The following is a 24,434-nucleotide window of genomic DNA, read 5'->3' as shown; positions in this document are numbered from 1 at the left end:
ATGGCCCCGACCGACACCGCCCTCACCGCGCACTCGATCTGCTTCGCCTACGACCGCCAAGACGTGCTGCACGACGTCTCGGTGCAGCTCTTCCGCGGTGAGGTGGTGGCGATCGCCGGAGCCAACGGGGCCGGCAAATCGACGCTGCTCGAGATCCTCGCCGGCACGCGCACGCCGAGCAGCGGACGGGTGATCCGCCACGGCGATCTCGCCCTCGCCGTGCAGCGCCCCACAGCACCCCCGTCGCTCCCGCTCACCGCCGCCGATACCGTGGCCATCGGCACCTGGAAGCGCGGCACACGCATGAGCGCGTCCTCCCGGCGCGCGGCGGTTACCGACGCCCTCGGTCGCGTCGGCATGGCCGACCATGCCTCGCGCCCGCTCACCGCCCTCTCGGGCGGACAGCGCCAACGCGTGTTCCTCGCCCAGGGCATCGTGCGCCGCCCCGACATCCTGCTGCTCGATGAGCCCGCCGCGGGCCTCGACCGCGAGAGCATCGACCGCACGCAGCAGATCCTCGCCGAAGAGGCCGCCCGCGGCGCAGCCGTCGCCTGCGTGACCCACCACGACGCGGCCATCGCCTCCGCCGATCGGGTGATCCTGCTCGACCGCGGCACACTCGTGCCCGAACAGGCCACACTTGATGGGTGGTGAACGCGACATTCGACCTGGCCCGCATCGGCGACGGCCTCTCCTTCGCCGCCGCACTCGCTGACGTCGAGGCCGCGCTGGCGCGCACCACGGCGGTCGTCATCACCGCCCCGCCCGGCACGGGCAAGACGACGCTGGTGCCCCCGCTGCTGGCATCCCGCTCCCCCGGCCGCATCATCGTCACGCAGCCGCGCCGCGTGGCCGCCCGCGCTGCCGCGCGGCGCCTCGCCCGCCTCGACGGGTCACCCCTCGGCGAGCGCGTGGGGTTCACCGTCCGCGGCGAGCGCGCGGTCGGCCCGTCCACGCGCATCGAGTTCGTCACCGCCGGAGTGCTGCTGCGGCGGATGCTGGATGACCCAGGCCTCGAAGGCGTCGATGCGGTCGTGCTCGACGAGGTGCACGAGCGGGCCCTGGAGACTGATCTGCTCGTCGGCCTGTTGGGTGAGGTGCGCGAGCTGCGCGACGACCTCGTCGTGATCGCCATGTCGGCGACGCTCGATGCCGATCGGCTCGCCACCGTGCTGGGTACCGATCAGGCACCGGCGCCCGTGGTGGAGCACACGGTGCCGGCCCACCCGTTGACCGAGCGCTGGGCGCCGAGTCCGTCACCGCGGATCGATGAGCGCGGTGCCACCCGGGCGTTCCTCGATCATGTCGCCGGCACGGCGGCATCCGCGGTGCGAGAGCTGGACGATCCTGCCGCGGATGCCCTCGTCTTTCTGCCCGGCGCGTGGGAGGTCGGCGAGGTTGCGCGCCGCCTGCGGCACGATGCTCCCCACATCGACGTGCGCGAGTTGCACGGGCAGATCCGTGCCGCCGAGCAGGACGCCGTGATCCGCGGACGCGCGGCGCACGAACCCCGGCGACTCATCGTGACGACATCGCTGGCCGAATCCTCGCTCACGGTTCCCGGTGTGCGGCTCGTGATCGACAGCGGACTGGCCCGGCGCCCGCAGCGCGATGCGGCACGCGGCATGACCGGCCTCGTGACGACGGCCGCGTCGCGCGCGGCGTCCGTGCAGCGCGCCGGCCGTGCGACCCGTCAGGGCGCGGGCACCGTCATCCGCTGCGTCGACGAGCGCACCTATGCCGCGGCGCCGCTGCGCGACGCCCCCGAGATCTCCGCGACCGACCTCACCGATGCTGCCCTGCTGCTCGCCTGCTGGGGCTCGCCCGGCGGGGCCGGTCTGCGCCTGATCGATCCGCTGCCGGCCGATAGTCTGCGCGACGCGACGACCGTATTGCACGGCCTCGGCGCGATCGATGAGGACGGCCGGGTCACCGAGACCGGACGCGTTCTCGCGCGCGTGCCCGCCGACCCGCGCCTGGCCAGGGCTCTGCATGAGGGCAGCGCCCTGACGGGCGCGCGGCTGGCGGCCGAAGTGGTCGCGCTGCTCGGGGGAGACACTCGAATGCCCGATGCCGACATCGCCGCCGCGATCGTCGGCCTGCGCCGCGACGGCCCCGATGCCCGGCGCTGGTCGCAGGAAGTGGAGCGGATGCTGCGCCACGCCCCGCACACCGAGCACACCGGCCGCACCGACGACATCGGGCTGGTCGTCGCGCTCGCCTTTCCCGATCGCATCGCCCGACGGGTGGACCGATCGGCCGACGGCGCGACGTTCCTGCTGGCGTCGGGCACGCGGGCCGGGGTGCGGGGATCGCTGGCGCACGCCGAGTGGCTCGCGGTCGCCGACGTGACCCGCGCCACGGGCCGCACCGCCGCGGGGTCGGGCGCCGTCATCCGTGCCGCCGCGATGCTCACCGAGCAGCAGGTCGAGCGGGCCGCCGATCACCTGCTGACCGACCGCGTCGAGGCGCAGTTCGTCGAGGGGCGTCTGACGGCGCGGCGGGAACGGCGCGTCGGCGCCATCGTGCGCTCGTCGGTGCCGGTGCGTCCGTCTCTGGTCGAGGCGCGCGAGGCCATCGCGCGGGCGCTGAAAGCACAGGGACTGGGGCTGTTCCGTTGGTCGGAGGCGGCCGACGGCCTGCGCCGTCGCCTCGCGCTGCTGCACCGCACGCTGGGCGCGCCCTGGCCCGCCATGACCGACGACGCCCTCGTCGCGGGCCTCGACGACTGGCTCGGCCCCGAGCTCGATGCTCTCGCCACCGGCACTCCCGCCGATCGGATCGACCTTGCACCGGCCGTGCGCCGTCTGCTGCCGTGGCCGGCCGCCAGCGCCTTCGACGACCTCGTGCCCGAACGCCTGACGGTGCCCAGCGGGTCGCGCATCCGCATCGACTACCCGACCGTCGACGACATCGACGCCCCTCCCGTGGTGGCGGTGAAGCTGCAGGAGTGCTTCGGCTGGGCCGAGACCCCGCGCCTGATCGACGGCCGCGTGCCGGTACTGTTTCATCTGCTGTCACCCGCCGGACGTCCGCTCGCCGTCACCGCTGACCTGGCGTCGTTCTGGTCGGGCCCCTACACGCAGGTGCGCGCCGAGATGCGCGGGCGGTATCCGAAGCATCCGTGGCCCGAGGATCCCTGGGCCGCGACCGCCACCCGGCACACGAAAGCGCGCGCCGCGCGCGAACAGAACTAAGAGCCAACAGAACCAAGGAAGCAGGACAACGATGACGTCGCGCTCCACGCAGACGAGAACCCGCCGCTGGTGGGCGCTCGACCCCGCCGGATCCCTCGTGGGGCTCGCGTTCGCCGTGCTGTCGATCACCCCGTCGCTGCTGCCGCGGCCCGCCGTGCTGCAGGGCGCGCTGGCCGGCATCTCGTTCGCCGTGGGCTACCTGCTCGGGGCCGTGGTCTGGGCGCTCGTGCGCCGGTTGCTGTGGCGCGGCGGCACGGTGCCGCCGTTCCGGCCGGTGTGGTGGTTCGTGTACGCCTCGATCTGGGTGGCCGCGATCCTCGGTCTCTCGGCCCTGGCCCTCGACTGGCAGAACGACGTACGCGGTCTGGTCGCGATGCCACCACTCGACGGGGTCAACGTCACCGGATTCCTGCTCTCGTTCCTGCTGCTGGCGGTGTTGCTGCTCGCAGCGGGCAAGGCGACCGCGAGCATGTTCGGTCACCTACGGCGGCGCATCGGAGCCGTGCTCGCCACCGCCGCGTCTGCGATCGTCGTCGTCGCTGTGGTCGGCGGTCTCGTCTTCGCCGCCGTGGTGGGCGTCGATCGCATCTACCTCGCACGAAACGCCCTGCCCGACGCCGAGGTCGCCGAGCCCACCTCCGACTTCCACTCGGCCGGCGAGGCCTCGCCGATCGCGTGGGAGTCGCTCGGCCGGCACGGCGCGAACTTCGTCGGCGGCGGTCCGACCGCGGCCGAGATCACCCAGCTCACCGGAGCGCCCGCTCTCGAGCCCATCCGCGTCTACGCGGGGCTCGAGTCCGCGCCGTCCATCGAAGAGCGCGCCGACCTGGTCGTCGCCGAGCTCGAACGCACGGGCGCCTTCGAGCGGTCGGTGCTCGTGGTCGCGACGGCCACCGGTTCGGGTTGGCTGGAACCGCAGACCGTCGACGCGCTGGAGTACCTGCACGGCGGCGACACCGCGATCGCGGCCATGCAGTACGCTTACACGCCCAGCTGGGTCTCGTTCGTCTTCGACCCGGATGCCCCCGTCGGAGCCGCCCGGGCGCTGTTCGAGGCCGTCGAGCAGCGGTGGCTGCAGCTGCCGGTCGATGAGCGCCCGCTGCTGGTCTCGTACGGCCTGAGCCTCGGCGCGCACGGCAGCCAGGCGGTCTTCGCCGACCTCGAAGACGTGCGCGCGCGCACCGACGCCGCGATGTTCGTCGGCAGCCCGAATGGCTCATCGCTGTGGCGTTCACTGCAGGCCGCGCGCGATGCCGACAGCCCCGCTTGGCAGCCGGTGCTCGATGCCGGCCGTGAGGTGCGCTGGATGTCGCGTGCCGGCGACGAGGACCTGCTGACGGGCCCGTGGGAGCAGCCTCGGGTGCTCTACCTGCAGCATGCGAACGATCCGGTGACCTGGCTCTCGCCCGAGCTCCTGTTCCGTTCACCGGAATGGCTCGAGTCCGCTCAGCGCAGCTCGGATGTGAGCGCATCGATGCGGTGGATCCCGGTCGTGACCGGCCTGCAGGTGACCGTGGACATGCTGGGCGGCGAGGCCGTACCGGCCCAGCACGGCCACAACTACGGCGATGTCGTCGTCACGGGATGGCGCCAGGTGACCGGCGATGCCGCGCTGTCGCCCGAGGCGATCGAGCGCATCCAGGCAGAGATCGAGACATACGCGCCGATCTCGTCGTACACCGAGTAGCGGTCGTCAGTCGGTGCGCCGCCGCAGCGTGAACGGCGCGAGAACGAGGAACGCGACGGTGAACGCGACGACGATCAGCAACGGCCCGCCCACGTCCCATCCCTCGTCACCGCGGGTGACCGCGCCCATCGCGTCGATCGCGTGGCTCAGGGGCAGCCAGTCCGAGATCGCATACAGCACGTCGGGCATCTGATCGCGCGGCATGAACAGCCCGCCGAGGATGATCTGTGGAAACACCAGAAGCGGCATGAACTGCACCGCCTGGAACTCGGTCTGCGCGAACGCACTGGCCAGCAGTCCCAACGAGGTGCCGAGCACCGCGTCGACCACCGCGACGGCGCCGAGCTGCCACAGCGGACCATTCACCTCGAGACCGCACACGTAGACGGCGAACAGCACCGTGATCGTCGCCTGCAGCACCGCCATCAACCCGAACGCCAGCGCGTATCCGATGATGAAGTCGCCCTTGCCCAGCGGCGTCGTCATAAGCCGTTCAAGCGTGCCCGACCGCCGCTCGCGCAGCGTCGTCACCGAGGTGACGAGGAACATCACGGTGAACGGGAACAGCGCCAGGATCGCCCCGCCGAACACATCGAAGACGCCGGTCTGATCGACGAAGAGCCAGGCGAACAGGCCCACCAGCAGGCTCGGAGCGACGAGCATGAGAGCGATGGATCGTGGGTCGTGCCGCAGTTGGTTCAGGACCCGACCGGTGGTGGCGAGGGTGCGACGCGGGTTCATGCGTCCTCCTCACCCTGTTGACGCAGGCGCCGTTCGCGACGCGTCTCAGGACGCCCGTCGTCAGACTGCCGCGCCGCGGCGAGGTCGCGTTCGATGATCGCCAGGAACGCCGCCTCGGGATCGGACTCGCCGGTCTCGTCGCGCAGCTGCTGGGGCGTCGTATCGGCGATGATGCGCCCCTCTCGCATCAACAGCAGACGATCGCAGCGCAACGCCTCATCCATCACGTGGCTCGAGACGAGCATGGTCGTGCCACCCGACGCAATCCGGCGGAACAGCTCCCAGAGCTCGACTCGAAGCACCGGGTCGAGTCCGACGGTCGGCTCGTCGAGTACGACGAGTTCGGGAGACCCCAGCAGCGCGATCCCCAACGAGACCCGGTTCACCTGTCCGCCGCTGAGGGCATCCACCGCGCGCCCCGCCTGATCGGTCAGCCCCACCTCGTCGATCACCCGGTCGACATCGGCCGAGGGCACGCCGAGCACTGCGGCGAAGTAGCGCAGGTTCTCGCGCACGGTGAGGTCGCCGTACACCGCGGCATCCTGGGTGCCGTACGCGACGCGATGACGCAGGCCGACGGCACCGGCCGACTCACCGAGCACCCGCACTGTGCCGCCGCGCACACGCTGCACGCCGACGATCGATCGCATCAGGGTGGTCTTGCCACACCCCGAGGGCCCGAGCAGACCGATCACCTGGCCGGCGGGGATGTGCAGCGACAGGCCGTCGAGCACCATGCGACCGCCTCGGCGGACCTGCAGCCCGTCGATGATCACCGCATCCTGCGAGTCACCCGCCACGAGCAGAACTCTCCTCCCCCGCGGCGGGCACGTCAAGCGGTCATGCGCACCGCGCCCCGAGGCGAGAGCCGGGCCCTCAGCACTCGATGACGTTCACCGCGAGTCCGCCCTCGCTGGTCTCCTTGTACTTGGTCGACATGTCGACCCCGGTCTGCCGCATGGTCTCGACCACGGCATCCAGCGAGACGTAGTGGTGACCGTCGCCGCGCAGCGCAAGCCGCGCCGCGGTCACCGCGGTGGAGGCCGCGATCGCGTTGCGCTCGATGCACGGGATCTGCACAAGGCCGCCGATCGGGTCGCAGGTGAGCCCCAGATGGTGCTCCATGGCGATCTCGGCGGCGTTCTCGATCTGCCGCACCGTGCCGCCCATGACGGCCGTGAGGCCACCGGCGGCCATGGCGCAGGCCGAGCCGACTTCGGCCTGGCATCCGCCCTCGGCTCCCGAGATCGATGCGTTGGCCTTGAACAGCGACCCCAGCGCGGTCGCAGTCAGCAGGAAGCGGCGGATGCCCCGGCGACGGTTCGCCTCGGCGACCGCTTCTTCTTCATCGTCCGAGACAGCGACCGGGTCGTCACCGGCCGCGTGGAAGCCGAGCAGCGCGCTGCCGACGAGCTCACCGTGCGGCGTGACGGCGTTGCCGACGCCCAGACCGGAATCGGCCATGAAGCGCCACCAGTACATCGCGACGGCGGGCAGAATGCCGGCGGCGCCGTTGGTGGGTGCGGTCACCACCCGTCCGCCCGCAGCGTTCTCTTCGTTCACGGCCAGCGCGAACGCACCCAGCCACTCCCCCGGCAGTTCGCGGTGCCCATCCGCCTCTGAGGCCTCCAGCTGCTCGCGGATGTCGGCGGCGCGGCGCTTGACTTTGAGGATGCCCGGAAGCGTGCCACCGGAGTGCAGCCCGGCGTCGACGCACGAGAACATCGCGTCCCAGATCGCATCCAGACCGGCTGCGACCTCTTCCTCACTGCGCAGCGCCGTCTCGTTGGCGCGGGCGATCTCGGCGATCGACATGCCGGTCTCATCGCACAGCGCCATCAGTTCTTCGGCGTCGCGGAACGGGTACGGCTGTTCGGCGGTGGTGACGCGCGGCTGCTCGCCATCGCGGCGGATGAACCCGCCGCCGACGGAGTAGTACGTCTGCTCGAGCACCGTCGCACCCTCGGCGTCGAACGCGTGCAGCGTCAGGGCATTCGGATGCCCGGGAAGCCGCGTGCGCGGCAAGAAAACGATGTCGCCCTTGGCGAAGGCGATCGCGTGCTCGCCGGCCAGCAGCAGCTCACGCCCCTCGGTCCAGTTGGTCCACAGCGCGCGTACGTCGTCGGGATCGCAGGTCTCGGGCAACAGCCCCTGCAGCCCGGCGAGCACGGCGTCCGGCGTACCGTGGCCGATGCCGGTCGCGCCCAGCGAACCGAACAGCTCGCACGAGACGCGTGCGACACGGTCGAGCATGTCGTCCGCGCGCAGGCGGGCGGCGAAATCCACACCGGCCCGCATCGGTCCGACCGTATGGGAGCTCGAAGGCCCCACACCGATGGAGAACAGGTCGAAAGCCGAGACGTACGCAGTCACCCTTCAAGCCTACGTCCCGCAGGCTCCTCGCGGGGTCGTCCGGAAAGGACGAAACCCCCGCCGCTTTCGCGACGGGGGTTTCAATACTGTCTCAACACAGTGCGCGCCCCGAGGGACTCGAACCCCCAACCTTCTGATCCGTAGTCAGATGCTCTATCCATTGAGCTAGGGGCGCACGGCCCGCTCAGCGGGCCGTTGAATAGACTACAACACGATCCGCGCATATGCGAAATCGGGCCCCTGAGGTCACCCGCCGACCGCGCGCGCGCCGCGTCGGCCGGCCCGCTCAGCGCGCGTCGTGGCCTTCACGGTGTCCTTCTCGGCGGCCTTTCGCGCGGCACTCTCACGCTTGTGGCGAGCCCGCTGCTCGGACGACAGTGCCTGCAGATCAACCAGCTTCAGCGCCTGCATGCGTGCCTCGCGCATGGTCTCGTACTCGGGGTCCTGCTCGGGTCGCATGCCCTCGACCTGCAACCGCCGATCGAGGTTGCTGCGCACATCGGCCCAGGCCGCTGCCCTGGCATCCTCAACCAGGGCGCGCAACGCCTCGGAATCGTCGGCCATCTTGCGCAGGTTGTCGGCGACACCCAGCGACTGCCGGGCGCGCCGGCGCAGGTTGCGCACGTCACGGTCACGGTAGTCGTGCGTGCCGTGCGGGTCGGAGTGCCGCCCCCGCGCGCGCTTGCGCAGTCGCGTCAGCAACTCGGCCGCTTCTTCGGACTCGTGCGCCATGGCCAGCAGCGCCTTACGCGCCTCGGCCTTGTAATGATCGATGTCGAACGTTCCGTCGCGCGCGATCGTGCCGACCAGAATCTGGTTCTTCACAGCCAGGCGGGCGGCCGCCGTGGCGATGGCGACACCCTCGGCGATGGCATCCGCTGTTCGTCCCACGAGCACCTCCCAACTTGAGCGTACCGGCAGTCACCGACCTCGGCGCAGCCTGTCTTCGGCCACCGCGCGTCCGTGTTCGAGGTGCTCCGGGATCAAGACGCGCATGGCCTCGGCATCACCGGCACGCATCGCCTCGAGGATCACCCGGTGGGCGCTGGCCATCTGCCCCAGGTCTTCGTGCTGCCCGAACAGCCAGCGCAACCGGGTGACCAGAGACTCGGCCAACTCGATCAGCATCGCGTTGCCCGACAGGTGCACGGCGGTCATGTGAAAGGCGGCCGCCGCGTCGTAGGCGGCGTCCACATCGTTGGACATCGCCGAAGCCTCTTCGTGCGCGACCAGGGCTTCGAGCTGCGCGATACCGTCACCATCGATGCGCTCTGCCGCCAGCACGAAGGCCAGTGTCTCCATGGCCTCGCGCACCTCGGCGAAGTCTTTCAGGTCCTTCTCGGAGAACTCCCGCACGACCGCCCACGTGCGCGGCCTGGTCACCACGACGCCCTCGGCCACGAGCTGCCGGATCGCCTCGCGCACCGGCAGGCGCGACACCTGCAGCTCAGCAGCGATGTCACGTTCGATCAAACGGTCACCGGGAAGACGGCGGCCCAGCATGATGTCGTCACGCAGCGCCGTTGCCACGCGCACCGACTCGAGCTCGGTGGTCCGTTCGATCTCCATCTTCGGATTCAACCACCCGGACGCCGCGGCCCACCAGTGTCACGCAACAGTGCGCCGCGGCTCAGAGCTCGATCGGGGGCGCGGGCTCGTTCTCGGCCACCTCGGGGTGGCGCGCCAGATTCACGATCGCGGCGATGAGGCCTCCCCAGACGGTGGCCATCGCGACGACCATCATGACGACGGCTGTGGGGGTCATGCGCCTGCTCCCTTCTGTGTGGCATCCGGCAATCGGACGGTGCCGGTCTCGGAGTCGGGCGCGTAGCTCTCGACCTGCAGGAACTCGTCGTAATCGGGGTCGTCCTTGGCGTGCGACCGACTGCTCCACGGCAGCAGAGACAGCAGCACGGCCAGCACGATCAGCCCGATCACCATGCCCCAGCCGAACACCCACAGGAACCACACCGGGTAGCCACCGTACGGCTCGGCGGACTTGGCGATGATCTCGCTGACGAGCAGGTAGCCGAGCACCACCGGGGCGAGCACGCCGACCAGCAGCATCCACACCCGGCCGACGCGGAAGCTGGAGCGGCGGTTGAGGTGCTCGCGCAGCACCGGCAGCTTGTACAGCACCCATGACACGACGATCACCGAGACGAAGGCGCCGGCCATGATGCCGAACGCATTGATGAACGCGTCGGCCGTGTCGAGCACCAGCAGCGCAGTTGTCGTCGAGAACAGTGCGATCGAGACGAGTCCGATCGGGATCGTCACAACCAGGGTCGTGCGCACGCGCCCCCAGCCGAGCTTGTCCTGCAGGGCAGAGACGACGACTTCGAGCACCGAGATCAACGACGTGATGCCGGCGAAGACCAGCGCACCGAAGAACAGCACTCCGATGATCGAACCACCGGTGGCCTGCGACACAATCGTGGGGAAGGCCACGAACGCCAGACCGATACCCGCACTGGCCTGATTCGAGACGTCAGTGCCGGCTGCCTGCGCCATGAAGCCGAGCGCCGCGAACACTCCGATGCCGGCGAGGATCTCGAAGCCCGAGTTGGCGAAGCCGACGACCAGGCCCGAGCCGGTGAGGTCGGTCTTGCGCTTGAGGTACGACGAATAGGTGACCATGATGCCGAAGGCCACCGACAGCGAGAAGAAGATGTGCCCATAGGCGGCCGCCCACACGGCGGGGTCGGCGAGGGCCGCCCAGTTCGGGGTGAAGAACGCATTGAGTCCGTCGGCAGCACCCGGCAGGAACAACGCCTGCACGACGAGGATCACGAACATCGCCGTCAACAGGGGCATCAGCACCATGTTGGCCCGACCGATACCGCGCTTGACGCCGAGCGCCATGATCGCGATCACCACCAGCCAGACGGCGATCAGAGGGAGGCCCACCTGCGGAACGAAGCTGCCCGACAGGCCGTCGGCACCGACGTCGCCGAGCTGCAGGAACTCGGTGAAGAAGAAGTTCTCTTCGTTACCCGCGCCCCAGCTGAGCCGCGCCGAGAACCAGGTGTACATCGCCGCCCAGGCGATGATCACGGCGTAGTAGGCGGCGATCACGACGCAGATGAGCACCTGCCACCAGCCCAGCGGCTCGGCGGCGCGGTGCATACGGCGGAAGGCGAGCGGAGCCGAACCGCGGAAGCGGTGCCCGATCGCGTAGTCGAAGAACAGCAGCGGAATACCCGCGGTCAGCAGGGCGCACAGGTACGGGATGAGGAAGGCACCACCGCCGCCCTCGTAGGCGACGTACGGGAACCGCCAGATGTTCCCCAGCCCCACGGCCGAGCCGATGGCCGAGAGAATGAAGACGTTGCGAGAGCTGAACGCCTCGCGTCGTGGTGCCTGCGTCGTCGCGTGAGCCATGGCACGACACTACCCGAGCACCCCGGCGGGAGTGAGGGGGATCGCCGGGGCGCTCAGGTGTGTCGGATGCCCGTGACTCAGCCGTTCGCGGTCTGCTGCTCAGCCTGTTGGCGCGCGACCTCGGCGCGCACCTCGTCTATGTCGAGCCCGCGCACGGCGGTGACGACCTGGTCGAGCTGCGCCTCGTTGAGGGCGCCGGGCTGCGAGAAGACCAGGATGCCGCCGCGGAACACCATCAGCGTCGGGATGGAGCGGATCTGGAATCCCGCGGCGAGCTCTTGCTCGGCCTCGGTGTCGATCTTTCCGAAAACGATGTCGGGATTGGCATCCGATGCCTTCTCGAACACCGGGGCGAAGGCGCGGCAGGGTCCGCACCACGCCGCCCAGAAGTCGAGCAGGACGATGTCGTTGTCGTCGATGGTGCTGCGCAGGTCGGCAGCGGTGATGGTCCGGGTGGTCATCGTCGGCTCAGCTCAGTGGCCGGCGCAGCGCTGCTCCGCGGGGACGCCCGCCAGGGCCTCCTCCACGTGCTGGCCGCAGCCGTCCCAGGTCGCCTTGCCGCAGATTCCACAGGTCACTCGTGCACACATAGTTCAATCCTTTCAGGGGTGGCTTGAGAATGAGTATACCCCCAGGGGTATCCAGGGTGTCAAATCTTTGCCTCACAACCCCTCGCCCCACCTGAGACCGAGTCTCAACTTCTGTGAGTCTCGCATTCATAACGAATGGGTCACACGCCCCGGCCCGCTGCTAGGTTGACGCCATCACAGCGCCGCAGCGAAGGGGACGCTATGACACTTGGGGTACACAACATCGAGGTTGTCTACGAAGACGTGATGCTCGTGGTCAAGGGCGCGAGCCTGCACGTGCCCGCGGACGGCATCGTCGCCCTGCTCGGCGCGAACGGCGCCGGCAAGACGACGCTGTTGCGGGCCATGACGGGACTGCTCGATGTGCACCGCGGCCGGATCTCGCGCGGACACGTGTCGATCGACGGCGCCGAGATCGACACCCGCCGCGCCCCCGACGTCGTGCGCGCCGGGGTGAGCCAGGTGATGGAGGGGCGCCGGGTCTTCGGTGAGTTCACCGTCGAAGAGAACCTGCGCATCGGGGCCTACACGCGCAGCCGCTCCGGCGTCGCCGGCAAGCTCGACCGCATCTACACGATGTTCCCGATCCTGCGCGACCGCCGCGGACAGCGCGCGGGCTATCTGTCGGGCGGTGAACAGCAGATGCTCGCGATCGGTCGGGCGCTGATGGCCGAGCCGCGCTACATTCTGCTCGACGAGCCGAGCCTGGGCCTCGCCCCGCAGATCGTTGAGCAGATCCGCGACCTGATCGTCACGATCCGCGACGACGGCACCGGCGTGCTGCTGGTCGAGCAGAACGCCGCGATGGCCCTGTCGATCGCCGACCACGGGTACGTGATGGAGAACGGCAAGATCGTGATGGATGCTCCCGCCCAGGCGTTGCGCGACGACGACGACATCCGCGAGTTCTACCTCGGCACCGGCGCGACTTCGGGCAGCCTGCGAGACGTCAAACACTACAAGCGACGGAAGCGGTGGCTGTCATGACCGCTCTGCTCGACGTTCGCGACCTGACCCTGCGCTTCGGCGGCGCGACCACGCTCGACGGCGTCTCATTCGATGTCGCCGAGGGCGAGCTGTTCGCCGTGATCGGCCCCAACGGCGCCGGCAAGACCTCGACGTTCAACTGCATCTCGGGGGTGTACCGCCCGCAGGCCGGGTCGATCCTGCTCGACGGCGAGCCCCTGCTGGGCAGCGCCCCCGACGAGGTCGCGCGCCGCGGCGTCGCCCGGAGTTTTCAGAACGTCGAGCTGTTCGACAACCTGACCGTGCTCGACAACCTGCTGCTCGGGCGCCACATCAGCGCCGGCTACTCGTGGCCCGAGGCGATGGTCTGGTTCGGACGCGCCCGCAGACAAGAGCTCATCTCACGCCGACGCATCGAAGACCTGATCGAGTTCCTCGACCTGGCCGGCGTGCGCAACATGCCGGTGGGCTTCCTGCCCTACGGCATCCGCAAACGGGTCGAGCTCGGACGCGCCCTGGCGATGGAGCCGCGCCTGCTGCTGCTCGACGAACCCGTCGCCGGGATGAACACCGAAGAGACCGAGGACATGGCCCGGTTCATCCTCGACATCCGCAGCGAACTGGGCACCTCGATGATCATGGTCGAACACGACATGCGCCTGGTGATGGATCTCGCCGACCGGGTGATGGTCATCGACTTCGGCAAGCGCATCGCCCTGGGCACGCCGGACGAGGTGCAACGCGACCCCGCGGTCATCGCCGCCTACCTGGGCGGCGCCACCGCCGAGATGGCCGAGCAGGTTCACGACGAGCTCGACGGACCCGCAGCATCCGATCGGGAGGACGCACGATGACCGACCCTGCGCCCCTCGCCGTCGACGGAGGCCCCGACGTCTCGTCCGAGACGTCGTACCTGCCGCGCCTGCTCCGCGCCGCGGCAGCAGCGATGCCCGACCGCACGGCGCTGCGCGTCAAGCAGACCGGCGTCTGGCGCGACATCACCTGGGCCGACTACCAGCGGCATGTCGAACGCTTGGCGTACGGCTTCGCCGCGCTCGGTGTCGGCGCCGGCGACCGGGTGGCCATTCAGTCCGAGAACCGACCGGAATGGCTCTTCTCCGACGTCGCGGCCGCGTCGCTGCGGGCCGCGATCGTCGGCCTCTACCCGACCAACCCCCTCTCCGAGGTCACCTACCTGCTGCAGGACAGCGGTGCGCGCGTGCTCGTCGCCGAGGACCAGGAACAGGTCGACAAGGCGCTCAGCGCCGTCGACGACTGCCCGACCCTGGAGTGGATCGTCTCGCTCGACGGCCGAGGGCTGGCCGGCTACGAGCATCCGAAGCTCCTCTCGGTCGACGAGGTGATCGCCCGCGGCGAGCGCCACCGCGCCGAGCATCCGCTGCTCCTGGACGAGATCGACGCGACGCGCTCCCCCGACGACCTGGCCACGCTCATCTACACATCCGGCACCACGGGCCCTCCCAAGGGCGCGATGCTGACGGCACGCAACGTGTCATTCGCCTCGACGATCCTCGCTCTGCCGGGCGGCCTACTCGGAGCGAGCATCGGCCCCGATGACGCTCTGCTGTCGTACCTTCCGCTCTCGCACGTCGTCGAACGCGGAATCTCGACCTGGGCGAACCTGCGCACGCACACGGTCGTGCACTTCGCCGAGTCGATCGACACCGTCTCGGCGGACTTGGCCGAGGTGCAGCCGACGGTGCTGTTCGGTGTGCCCCGCATCTGGGAGAAGATCCAGGCGGGGGTGGCGATCAAGATGACCGGCGCAACGCGCCTCAAGCGCGGTGTGTACGCGATCGGCAGGCGGTGGAGCGAGGTGATCGCGGCCGACCGGATCGCGCACGGGGGCACCTTCACGCCCCGGGCGCGGATGCTGTACGCGCTCGGCTACTGGCCGCTCTACCGCCCGCTGCGCAAACGGCTCGGACTGCTGCACGTGCGCCACGCCATCTCGGGCGCCGCGCCGATCGCCCCCGATGTGCTGTCGTTCTTCCTGGGCCTGGGCATCCCGCTGTACGAGGCCTACGGCATGACCGAGAACTCCGCGATCGCGACATCGAACTTCGCCGGACGCATGATCGTCGGAACCGTCGGCGAGCCGCATCCGCACACCGAACTACGACTCGATGAGACGACCGGAGAGGTGCTCACGCGGCATCCGGGTACCTTCGCCGGGTACTGGGGGCGCCCCGAGGCGACCGCCGAGACCGTCGATGCGGACGGGTGGCTGCACACCGGCGACGTCGGCGAATGGGTCGAGGGCACACACGTGCGGATCGTCGACCGGATCAAGGACATCATCGTCACCGCCGGCGGCAAGAACATCTCGCCCAGCGAGGTCGAGAACTCGTTCAAGGCGTCGCCGTACGTCAAGGAGGCCGTGGTGATCGGTGACCGCCGCCCCTACCTGACCGCCCTGATCGGCATCGAGTACGACACCGTCGCCGACTGGGCCGCCCGGCGCAAGATCGAGTTCACCACCTACCGCGACCTCTCCAGCAAGCCCGAGGTGGTCGAGCTGATCGCCGGGATCATCCGCGAGGCGAACGAACGGTTCGCGCGCGTGGAGTCGGTGCGCAAGTTCCGGATGCTGACGAAAGAGCTCGACCATGAGGACGGCGAGCTCACCGCGACGCAGAAGCTCAAACGCGTCGCCTTCGCGGCGACCGTGCCGCACCTGATCGACGACATGTACGCCGACTCGACGGCGTACCCGGGTGCCGACCTGGGGAGGAACGGATGAACACCCTGCTGTCATCATTGGCGACCGGGCTCGGCCAGGGCGCGGTATACGCGCTGATCGCCGTGAGCTTCGTGATCATCTACCGGGCGACGGGCGTGCTCAACTTCGCACAGCCGGCGCTGCTGATCCTGGGCACCTTCGTCACCAGCGTCGCGGCCACCCAGATGGGGTTGCCGTTCGCGGTGTCGGCACTGCTGGCCATGACCATGGTCGGCCTGCTGTCGGTGGGTATCGAGCGCGTCGCGATCCGGCCGATGATCGGACGCCCGCCCTTCTCGGCCGCGCTCGTGACCGTCGGGCTCTTCATCGCGCTGCTGGTGGTCGCGTTCCGCCTGTTCGACTCGAAGCCGCGCACGGTCGGTGACCCCTGGCAACTGGCATCCGTCTGCCTCGGCGGCGAGACGACCGAGTCGTTCGGCGTCACCGGCTGCTCGGGCGGCGTGCAGATCTACGAGAACGCGATCGCCCGGTTCGTCATCTCGCTGGTCGTGATCGGCCTGCTGGGCTGGTGGCTGACCCGCTCGAAGATCGGTCTGGCGATGCGGGCGACGTCGCTGGATCAGGAGACGGCGCTGGCCCAGGGCGTCTCGGTGGGCCGCATGTTCTCGATCTCATGGGCGATCGGTGGGTCGCTGGCGGCACTGGCGGGCGCGCTGCTCGGAGCCAACGGCTCGGTGGTGCAGGCCACCGATGCGCTGTTCGCCCTCGTCGCGCTGCCGGCGATCATCATCGGCGGGCTCGACTCGCTCAAGGGCGCCGTGCTCGGCGGCCTGATCGTGGGTATCGCGATGGCGCTGACCAAGACGTACCAACCGCAGTTCGCCCCCTGGCTGGGCACGAACTTCGACAACGTCGTGCCGTACCTGCTGATGATCATCGTGCTGCTGGTACGCCCCTACGGCATCTACGGCACCAGGGAGGTGCAGCGGGTATGAACCAGTCATCGCGCGGCCAGTCACAGCTCAGCGCCGTGGCGCACCGACTCACCGGCTCGGCACAGGAGTACGACTTCGCCGGCGGCACCGGTCGCGTCTCGCGCGCCGTGCGGCGCGGGCGCCCGTCGCTGTACACCAGCTACACGGCCGATCAGGCGCTGCTGAACACCCCGGTCAAACGCTTCTGGTTCGTCGTGCTGCTGGTGATCGCGGTCGCCGCGCCGTTCCTGATCGCCGCCGACCTCACCTACCTGCTGACCATGGCCGTCGTGTACGCCATCGGCGGCATCGGCCTGAACCTGCTCACCGGCTACGCCGGACAGGTCTCGCTCGGTCACGCGTTCTTCCTGGGGCTCGGCGCGTACACCGCAGCAGTACTGGGCGGCGCCCCGGGCAACACCACGTGGGGGCTGGGGCTCGACCTGGCGATCGTGCTGCCGGCGGCCGCGGTGATCCCCGGCGTGATCGGCCTGATCGTAGCGCCACTGGCAACACGCGTACGCGGGCTGTACCTGGCCGTTCTCACCCTGGGGCTGCTGATCCTCGGCGAGCACCTGTTCAAGATCATGACGCCGATCACCGGTGGGCAGGGCGTCGGCCGCGGCGTGGCGCAGCGCACGCTGTTCGGCGCCGACCTATCGGCCACCTACGCGATCGGCCCCGTGATCGTCACGCCCGCGGCATCCCTCTATCTGCTCTGCCTGGTCTTGCTGGTGGCTCTGGGCTTCGCGGCACGCAACCTGATGCGCGGCCGGTACGGGCGCGCGTTCGCGGCCGTGCGCGATCGCGACATCGCCGCCGAGGTGATGGGAGTGAACCTGCTGCGCACCAAGACGCTCGCCTTCGCCCTGTCGTCGGCGTACGCGGGTGTTGCCGGTGCCCTGTTCTCGATGCTGATCGGACGCATCGCCCCCGAGCAGTGGAACCTGTTCCTGTCGATCGATTTCCTCGCCGTGATCGTCATCGGCGGCATCGCGACCATCTCGGGCACGCTGATCGGCGCCTGCTTCGTCGTACTCGTGCCGCGGCTGCTCGAAGAGCTCACCACCGTCATCCCGTGGATCACCGTCTCGAGCGGCGGCGTGCTGAACGTCTTCCAGCTGCAGACGATCGTGTTCGGTGTGCTGATCATCCTGTTCATCACCCTCGAACCCCGCGGCCTGTTCGGGCTGTGGGTGCGCGTACGCAACTACTTCAAGGCCTGGCCATTCTCGTACTGACCCGGCACCCACAACTGAACACCACACACAATCGAAGGAGCACAGCATGACCATGCGTCGAAGAGGCCGCGCGGCAGTGGCCCTTACCGCGGCAGGGCTTCTCGTCCTGACCGCCTGCACCCAGGTGTCGCCGGACGGCGACACCCCCGACGACACCGCAGACGGCGAGATCACCGTCGGCGCCGGCGTCACCGCCGAACCGTGTCCGGATGCGGTCAACGCCGACAACGGATGCATCTATCTCGGCGTCCTGTCGGATCTCACCGAGGGGCCGTTCGCCGCCCTCGCCGTACCGATCACCGACGCTCAGCGGGCGTTCTGGCAGAAGGTCAACGAGGACGGTGGCATCTCGGGGTACGACATCGATATCGACACGTACACGCGCGACACGAAGTACCAGGCGGCTGAGCACGCGGCCCAGTACCAGCAGATCGCCGGCAATATCGCCGGTATCGCACAGTCGCTCGGTACGGTCAACACCGAGTCGGTACTGCCCGACATGATCGAGCGCAGTCTGGTGACGGTGCCGACGTCGTGGTGGTCGGGCTACGCGTTCGATGACAACGACGGCGGTCTGCTTCTGGAGACCGGCTACTCGTACTGCACCGAGGCACTGGTGGGCCTGGACTGGTTCAGCGAGAACCACGACGCGCCCGCGACCGTGCAGGCCGTCGGCTACCCCGGCGACTACGGCGGGGACTCGGCTGAGGGCGTCAAACGCTGGGCCGAGGTGAACGGTGCGACCGCGCTCGAGGCGATCGGCACCGGCCCGAACCAGGTGGTCGGAAACCAGGATGCCGTCGTGTCGGCCGTGCTGGCCGGCTCGCCCGATGTCGTCGTGCTCGCCATCGGCCCGGCCGAGACGGCCGAGATCGTCGGCAAGCTGGCCGCGGGCGGATTCTCGGGGCGCTTCCTCGGGGCACTGCCCACGTGGAACCCGGCGCTGCTGGACTCGGCGGCCGCGCCCGCGCTGATCGGACTGTTCAACCACATGTCGCCCTATGAGAACTGGGACGGCACGAGCGCTGCGATGGACGAGATCCGCGAGTCGCTCGGTGGCGAGCTGCCCACCAACGGCGGGTACATCATCGGCTGGGGAATCGGGTATCCGCTGAAGGCGGCGCTCGAGGCCGCGGCTGAGGCCGGCGACCTGACGCCCGAGGGCATCGCGGCCGTCGTCGAGGGCCTGACCGTGGACTTCTCGGGTCTTCTGCCCGAACACACCTACGGCGGTGACCCGCAGGCCAACGCCAACCAGGCTGTGAACATCGGCACGCCCGATCCCGAGGTCGACCTCGGCATCCGCACGGTCGACAGCTTCTACACCGGCACGTCGTTCGACCAGACCGACTACTCGGCCGCCTGCGTCGCGACCGGCTGAGCGCGTCGCACCGAGGGGAGGCGGATGCCCGGCATCCGCCTCCCCTTTCCTGTGTCTTCGCGGTATCCGGCCCCGGGGTGCTGCGCACCCCGCAGAATGTTGCTCATGACCGACAACGCCAACGCCCCCACGCAGCTGCGCCTGATCATCGAGACCGACGACTTCGATACCGCACTGCGGTTCTACCGCGATGTGCTGGGGATGCCCGAGCAGCTCGCGTTCGCGACCGAGGGCGACGACCGCGTCGCGATCCTGCACGCCGGCATCGCCACGATCGAGCTCGCCACCTCGGCGCACGCGCGCAACATCGATGCCGTCGAGGGGGCGCCGCACTCCCCCGGCACCCTGCGTCTCGCTCTCGAAGTGGCCGACACCGAACAAGCGGTGGCGGATGCTCGCGACGGTGGCGCCGAGGTGATCGCCGAGCCCGTGCGCACGCCGTTCCAGAGTCTCAACGCGCGCGTGCAGGGTCCTGCCGGCTGGCAGGTGACGTTCTTCCAAGAGCTGGAAACGCTGCAGCAGCGCTCCGAACGAGAGGGCTTCGTCACCGACGACGAGCGTCCGCGATAGGTTGTCGCTCATGACAGACTCTTCTCCCGATCGGCGCAGCTCAGGACCGGATCTGATCGTGACCGGTCGCATCCGCACGATGGATGCCGACCGCCCAGAAGCCGAGGCCATCGCGGTGACCGGCGGCAGGATCACGGCGATCGGGACGACCGACACCATCCGCGCGCTCGCCACCGCCGACACCGAGGTGCTGACCGTCACCGACGGCGTCGTCTACCCCGGGTTCGTCGAACCGCACATGCACTACTGGGCGTCGGCGATGCAGCTCGACTGGGTCGACTGCAGTACGCGCGACGGCGCCACGTTCGACGACGTGCTGGCTCGTCTGCGTGAGGCGAAGCCGGCGCAGGGCGACTGGGTGCTCGGCCGGTTGTACGACCCCGCGCTCGTCGACGGCGAGCGCGAGCTCACGCGCGACGTGCTCGACGAGGTCAGCCCCGACCGCCCGATCATGGTGATGAACGCGTCGCTGCACTTCGCGTACGTGAACTCGGCGGCACTGGCCGCGGCGGGCATCTCTGAAGACGTCGAGGATCCCGAGGGCGGCACGTTCGGCCGCGACGACAGCGGGCGCCTGAACGGCAGCCTGGGCGAGATACCCGCCATGATGGCGATGATGCGGGTCGTGCCCCCGCTGAGCCAGGAGCGACTGCTCGACAACATCGTGCGCATCAATCAGCATGCGGCCGAACGCGGCTACACGCGCACGCACGACGCCGGCACGGGCCTGGCCATCGGCCCGCAAGAGGTCGACCTGCTGCTGCAGCTCGCGCCTCGCTTGGCGGGGCGTGTCACCTTCGCGGTGCACGACTACGCCATGGACGCCGCGATCGCCAACGGCCTGACGCCGTTCACCGGTGACGACATGTGCCGCGCGATCGCCTGGAAGATCATCAGCGACGGATCGAACCAGGGGCGCAGCGGTTTCCAGCGCGAGAACTACCAGGGACGCGACTTCCGCGGCGCACCGAACTACGACCACGCGGCGCTGGTCGACCGCATCCGCACGGCGCACGCGCACGGCTGGCAGGTGATGGTGCACGCCAATGGCGACGCCGCGATCGACGAGACGATCGACGCCTACGAGCAAGCGCTGGACGGGCGCAGCGGCATGGACCATCGCGATCGCATCGAGCACTGCTCGTTCGCGCACGCCGAGCACCTCGACCGGATGGCGGCGCTCGGGCTCAGCCCGAGCTTTCTGATCGGCCACCTGTACTACTGGGGCGATGCGTTCGAGGAGCGCATCGTCGGCGCCGAGAAGGCACAGCTGCTCGATCCGATCGCGGGCGCGCGACGCCGGGGGCTGCGCGTGAGCACCCACAGTGACTACACGGTGACCGACTTCGAGCCGCTGCGCGAGGTGCAGACGCAGGTCACCCGCATCCGCCGTGGCAGCGGGCTGCCGCTCAACGCGGCCGAAGCCGTCGACGTGCACACGGCACTGAAGGCGAAGACGGTCGACGCGGCCTGGCAGGTGCACGCCGACGACACGACCGGCACCATCGAGGTCGGCAAGTTCGCCGACCTGGTGGTGCTCGACGCCGACCCCGCCGCGGTCGACCCGAGCACGATCGCCGACATCACCGTGCAGCGCACGATCGTCGGCGGGCGCACCGTCTATCAGGCGTAAGAAGAGAGGGGCGGGCCCGGTGGGACTTCCGCCGGGGCACCGTTGGCTCTAGTGTGTGGCGATGGACACGCGCGCCGATGACCGCCCGCTCTCCGAACAATCCGACGCGGACTCCTCCCTCGCCCGGGTCGTCCGGTGGGAGGACCTCACCGCGTGGCCGCTGTTCGCCGCTGCGGTGGTGATGCTCGGCGCCTCGACCTGGGTCGTGGCGGTGCAGGACTCGTCGGTGCTGGCGCGTGCGGCCGCCGCACTGGTCGCGGTCCTGCTGTGGCTGGGCTTCATCGCCGACTACCTGGTGCGGCTCGCGATCGCGGGCGCTGCCCGACGGGAGTTCGTGCGTTCCCGAGTCTTCGAGCTGGTGACGCTCGTGCTGCCGTTCATCCGCCCCCTGCTGATCGTCGTCTACGTGTGGCGACTTCCGGTGTTCCGCTACGGCAGCCCCGCCAAGCAGCGCATCCGCTACATGGTCACGCTCACACTGTTCACCCTGATGTTCGTCTACCTCGCCTCGTGGGCCGTGTGGCTGGTCGAACGCAACGCCGCCGGCGCGACCATCCTGAGCTTCGACGATGCTCTCTTCTGGGGGTTCACCACCATCACCACCGTCGGATACGGCAACCTCGTGCCGATCACCGCACTCGGCCGCATCATCGCCGTCGGGCTGATGCTCGGTGGCCTCGTCGTGATCGGCGTGACGAGCGCGACGGTCGTCTCGGCACTCACCGATCGCATCCGCCAGGCCGCATCGCACGAGCCGCCCGCGCGGCCCACGCGGCGGGAGCGCAGCGAGTAGCCGAACCGCACGCGCCCGTTCGCCGGTCTCCATCGCTATCGTGTTGTGCATGCGCGACGCAGAGAAGCCCACGCAGCCGAGCACCAGCCCCTTCCTGAGCGTGCTCCGCCGGCTACCGGCGACCATCGCGTTCGTCGCGATCCTGCTGGCTTGCGGCATCGTCTCGCAGGGGCTCTGGCGACCGTTCGAAGACAGCGCGGCATTCGAAGCCGTGGCCTATGGCCTACCCGCGTTGGAGGCGGGACGCTGGTGGACGCCACTCACCGGAACCTTCTTCGTCGTGCAACCGCTGGTGTACATTCCCACGCTCCTCATCCTGTGGGGCTTCGCGGTGCTCGAGTACCTGCGCGGGTGGAAGGTCGCCGCGGCGTACTTCGCGATCGGCCAGCTCTTCGCGATCTTCACCTCCGCACTGCTGCTGTGGATGTTCGCACTCATTCCGAACTGGGCGTGGGCGGCAGAGCAGGCGGCGACCCTGGATGTGGGCCCCAGCGGCGGAGCGTTCGCCTGCATGGCCGCTGCCGCCGCACTGTTCGCGTCGCCCTGGCGGGTGCGGGTGCTTCTGCTGCTGATCGCCGTGGCCACGATCGGACTGCTGTTCCTGGGCACCGTCGCCGACCTCGAGCACGCGGTCGCGCTCGCTCTGGTCCTGCTGGTCGACCGCTCGCTGCACGTGCAGCGTGCAACCGTACGCGAGCAACGGTTCATCGCCTTCATCGGTGTGCTCGCGTTCGCGGCGATTCAGGTGATCTTCGCCTTCGTGCCCACCGACGGCCCCTTCGGCACCTCCGCACCGCTGGCCGGCCCGTGGTGGACGACAGCGGTCGAGACGTTGGTCGTCGTACTCATCGCCGACGGATTGCGCCGCGCACGTCGCTGGGCGTGGGTCGTCTCCCTCGTGCTGCTGGGCATCAACGCCCTGCTCGGCGTACTGCTGCTTGCGTTGCTCGCGGCCGCAGACCAGGCCGATGTCCACGCGGCGTTCGACGGTGGCGTGGCGCTGACGATCGCCACGGCGGGCGTCGCTCTCGCCGTATTCACCTACCTGGTGTGGGTCCGCGCCGCCTTCCCGCCGCGCCGCAGGCGCACGCTCTCTCCCGGGCACCCCACCGACCACGACGAGACGAAGAAGCTGCTGCGCGCCCATGGTGGCGGCACGCTGTCGTGGATGACGACGTGGGAGGGGATGTCGACGACCCACACCGAGCACGGGTCCGTCGCGTATCAACAGCGCGCCGGTGTCGCGCTGGCCCTCGCCGATCCTCTCGGCCCAGAAGAAAGGCGCGCCGCGTCGGTCGCGGAGTTCATCGACGACGCCGAGCGTGCCGGCCTCGCACCCTGCTTCTTCAGCGCCGGGGAGGCCACCCGCGCTGCCGTTCCTGCGACGTGGCGCAGTCTCGTCGTGGCCGACGACACCATCGTCGACCTGCCCGGCCTGGAGTACACGGGCAAGCGATGGGCATCCATCCGCACCTCGATGAACCGGGCCGGACGCGAAGAGATGACGTTCCGCATGTCGACGCTGCGCGACGAGTCGTGGGGCGTGCGCGCGCAGCTGCATGCGATCTCGGAGATGTGGGTCGGCGACAAGGGGCTTCCCGAGATGGGCTTCACCCTCGGTTCGCTGGAGCAGGCCGAAGACCCCGAAGTGCGAATCGCCCTCGCGCTCGCTCCCAACGGCGACGTCGACGGATTCCTGTCGTGGCTGCCGGTCTACGGCGAGGGTCGGGTGCGCGGGTGGACGCTGGATCTGATGCGTCGCCGCGACGGAGGGTTCCCGCCGGTCATGGAGTACCTCATCGGCATGTCGGCCGCTCACTTCCGCGACGAGGGGGCCGAGATCCTGTCACTGTCGGGTGCGCCGCTGGCGCACGAGTACCCGCCGGATGCCCGAGTGATCGCCGATCTCAGCGACAAGCTCGCCGACATGCTCGAGCCGGTGTACGGGTTCCGGTCGCTGCACCGCTTCAAAGAGAAGTTCCATCCCCGCTACGAGACGCTCTACCTGCTCTACCGCGACGAGGGCGATCTGCCGCGGATTGGACTCGCGCTCACGCGCGCGTTCCTTCCGGATGCCACCGCGCGCCAGTTCGCCAGCGCAGGCCTCGAACTCGTTCAGCGCGGCGGTGAGCATCAGTGAGGCAGATGAAGAGAGCCCCGAGGACCGAAGGTTGAATTCCCTCCGTCTCCGCCAGAAAAG

General features: G+C 69.3%; 21 protein-coding genes and 1 tRNA gene. 13 read left to right on the top strand and 9 right to left on the bottom strand.

All coding sequences use genetic code 11. From position 1 onward, the window contains the following. From PTQ19_RS02415 to PTQ19_RS02405, 3 genes are read left to right on the top strand one after another with little or no spacing between them, the layout of a single operon-like run. Positions 1–654, top strand: a complete 654-nt coding sequence (locus PTQ19_RS02415) for a metal ABC transporter ATP-binding protein (protein WP_274368315.1) — start codon at positions 1–3, stop codon at positions 652–654. Next, positions 648–3,197: an ATP-dependent helicase HrpB gene (gene hrpB / locus PTQ19_RS02410; RefSeq protein ID WP_274368314.1), complete on the top strand. Its 2,550-nt coding sequence runs from the start codon at positions 648–650 to the stop codon at positions 3,195–3,197. Before PTQ19_RS02415 ends, hrpB begins: the two co-directional genes overlap by 7 nt. A 31-nt stretch (positions 3,198–3,228) precedes the next feature. Beyond that, entirely contained in the window at positions 3,229–4,884 is a 1,656-nt protein-coding gene (locus PTQ19_RS02405; RefSeq protein ID WP_274368313.1) for an alpha/beta hydrolase, read from the top strand. Between the two features lie 6 nt (positions 4,885–4,890). Here PTQ19_RS02405 and PTQ19_RS02400 read toward each other — a convergent pair whose 3' ends face one another. From PTQ19_RS02400 to trxA, 9 genes are all read right to left on the bottom strand, one after another. Further along, positions 4,891–5,625, bottom strand: coding sequence for an ABC transporter permease (locus tag PTQ19_RS02400; RefSeq protein ID WP_206821041.1), 735 nt, complete (start codon positions 5,623–5,625; stop codon positions 4,891–4,893). Further along, positions 5,622–6,425, bottom strand: a complete 804-nt coding sequence (locus PTQ19_RS02395; RefSeq protein WP_425313171.1) for an ABC transporter ATP-binding protein — start codon at positions 6,423–6,425, stop codon at positions 5,622–5,624. The genes PTQ19_RS02400 and PTQ19_RS02395 overlap by 4 nt, the downstream gene beginning before the upstream one ends. 76 nt (positions 6,426–6,501) lie before the next feature. Then, on the bottom strand, positions 6,502–7,998 hold the full coding sequence (locus PTQ19_RS02390; RefSeq protein ID WP_206550543.1) for an L-serine ammonia-lyase, iron-sulfur-dependent, subunit alpha: 1,497 nt from the start codon (positions 7,996–7,998) through the stop codon (positions 6,502–6,504). 102 nt (positions 7,999–8,100) lie between these two features. Then, a tRNA-Arg gene (locus PTQ19_RS02385) sits at positions 8,101–8,173 on the bottom strand. A 71-nt stretch (positions 8,174–8,244) separates the two neighbouring features. Next, positions 8,245–8,889 (bottom strand): asparagine synthase, encoded by a 645-nt coding sequence (locus PTQ19_RS02380; RefSeq protein WP_274368312.1) that lies wholly within the window; start codon positions 8,887–8,889, stop codon positions 8,245–8,247. Between the two features lie 30 nt (positions 8,890–8,919). Further along, on the bottom strand, positions 8,920–9,567 hold the full coding sequence (locus PTQ19_RS02375; RefSeq protein WP_274368311.1) for a GntR family transcriptional regulator: 648 nt from the start codon (positions 9,565–9,567) through the stop codon (positions 8,920–8,922). A gap of 61 nt (positions 9,568–9,628) precedes the next feature. Then, complete coding sequence (locus PTQ19_RS02370) at positions 9,629–9,763, bottom strand: methionine/alanine import family NSS transporter small subunit (RefSeq protein ID WP_179409139.1); 135 nt, start codon at positions 9,761–9,763, stop codon at positions 9,629–9,631. Further along, positions 9,760–11,382, bottom strand: coding sequence for a sodium-dependent transporter (locus PTQ19_RS02365; RefSeq protein WP_206550545.1), 1,623 nt, complete (start codon positions 11,380–11,382; stop codon positions 9,760–9,762). The genes PTQ19_RS02370 and PTQ19_RS02365 overlap by 4 nt, the downstream gene beginning before the upstream one ends. Before the next feature lie 77 nt (positions 11,383–11,459). Further along, a complete protein-coding gene (trxA, locus tag PTQ19_RS02360) occupies positions 11,460–11,843 on the bottom strand; it encodes a thioredoxin (RefSeq protein ID WP_274368310.1) in 384 nt (127 codons plus the stop codon). 330 nt (positions 11,844–12,173) lie between these two features. On the opposite strand from trxA, the gene PTQ19_RS02355 reads away from it, so the two are divergent. The 10 genes from PTQ19_RS02355 to PTQ19_RS02310 all read left to right on the top strand — a co-directional run bounded on the left by PTQ19_RS02355 (position 12,174) and on the right by PTQ19_RS02310 (position 24,374). Beyond that, the gene (locus PTQ19_RS02355) at positions 12,174–12,959 is read left to right on the top strand and encodes an ABC transporter ATP-binding protein (RefSeq protein WP_179409142.1); all 786 of its coding nucleotides are present in this window, start codon (positions 12,174–12,176) and stop codon (positions 12,957–12,959) included. Then, complete coding sequence (locus tag PTQ19_RS02350; protein ID WP_274368309.1) at positions 12,956–13,792, top strand: ABC transporter ATP-binding protein; 837 nt, start codon at positions 12,956–12,958, stop codon at positions 13,790–13,792. The genes PTQ19_RS02355 and PTQ19_RS02350 overlap by 4 nt, the downstream gene beginning before the upstream one ends. After that, complete coding sequence (locus PTQ19_RS02345; RefSeq protein ID WP_274368308.1) at positions 13,789–15,702, top strand: AMP-dependent synthetase/ligase; 1,914 nt, start codon at positions 13,789–13,791, stop codon at positions 15,700–15,702. The genes PTQ19_RS02350 and PTQ19_RS02345 overlap by 4 nt, the downstream gene beginning before the upstream one ends. Then, positions 15,699–16,637, top strand: coding sequence for a branched-chain amino acid ABC transporter permease (locus PTQ19_RS02340; protein WP_274368307.1), 939 nt, complete (start codon positions 15,699–15,701; stop codon positions 16,635–16,637). The genes PTQ19_RS02345 and PTQ19_RS02340 overlap by 4 nt, the downstream gene beginning before the upstream one ends. Next, positions 16,634–17,857, top strand: coding sequence for a branched-chain amino acid ABC transporter permease (locus PTQ19_RS02335; RefSeq protein ID WP_274368306.1), 1,224 nt, complete (start codon positions 16,634–16,636; stop codon positions 17,855–17,857). Before PTQ19_RS02340 ends, PTQ19_RS02335 begins: the two co-directional genes overlap by 4 nt. Positions 17,858–17,903: 46 nt before the next feature. Beyond that, a complete protein-coding gene (locus tag PTQ19_RS02330) occupies positions 17,904–19,238 on the top strand; it encodes an ABC transporter substrate-binding protein (RefSeq protein ID WP_274368305.1) in 1,335 nt (444 codons plus the stop codon). A 105-nt stretch (positions 19,239–19,343) separates the two neighbouring features. Next, on the top strand, positions 19,344–19,808 hold the full coding sequence (locus PTQ19_RS02325; RefSeq protein ID WP_274368304.1) for a VOC family protein: 465 nt from the start codon (positions 19,344–19,346) through the stop codon (positions 19,806–19,808). 10 nt (positions 19,809–19,818) lie between these two features. After that, positions 19,819–21,441, top strand: a complete 1,623-nt coding sequence (locus PTQ19_RS02320; RefSeq protein ID WP_274368303.1) for an amidohydrolase — start codon at positions 19,819–19,821, stop codon at positions 21,439–21,441. 61 nt (positions 21,442–21,502) lie between these two features. After that, on the top strand, positions 21,503–22,234 hold the full coding sequence (locus PTQ19_RS02315; RefSeq protein WP_274368302.1) for a potassium channel family protein: 732 nt from the start codon (positions 21,503–21,505) through the stop codon (positions 22,232–22,234). A gap of 49 nt (positions 22,235–22,283) precedes the next feature. Further along, complete coding sequence (locus PTQ19_RS02310) at positions 22,284–24,374, top strand: bifunctional lysylphosphatidylglycerol flippase/synthetase MprF (RefSeq protein ID WP_274368301.1); 2,091 nt, start codon at positions 22,284–22,286, stop codon at positions 24,372–24,374. Positions 24,375–24,434: the final 60 nt, after the last annotated feature.

The sequence above is a fragment of the Microbacterium esteraromaticum genome (genome assembly GCF_028747645.1).
Lineage (GTDB): Bacteria > Actinomycetota > Actinomycetes > Actinomycetales > Microbacteriaceae > Microbacterium > Microbacterium esteraromaticum_C.
Note: the sequence above shows the minus strand (reverse complement) of the source record. Positions and strands in the feature narration are given on the sequence as shown.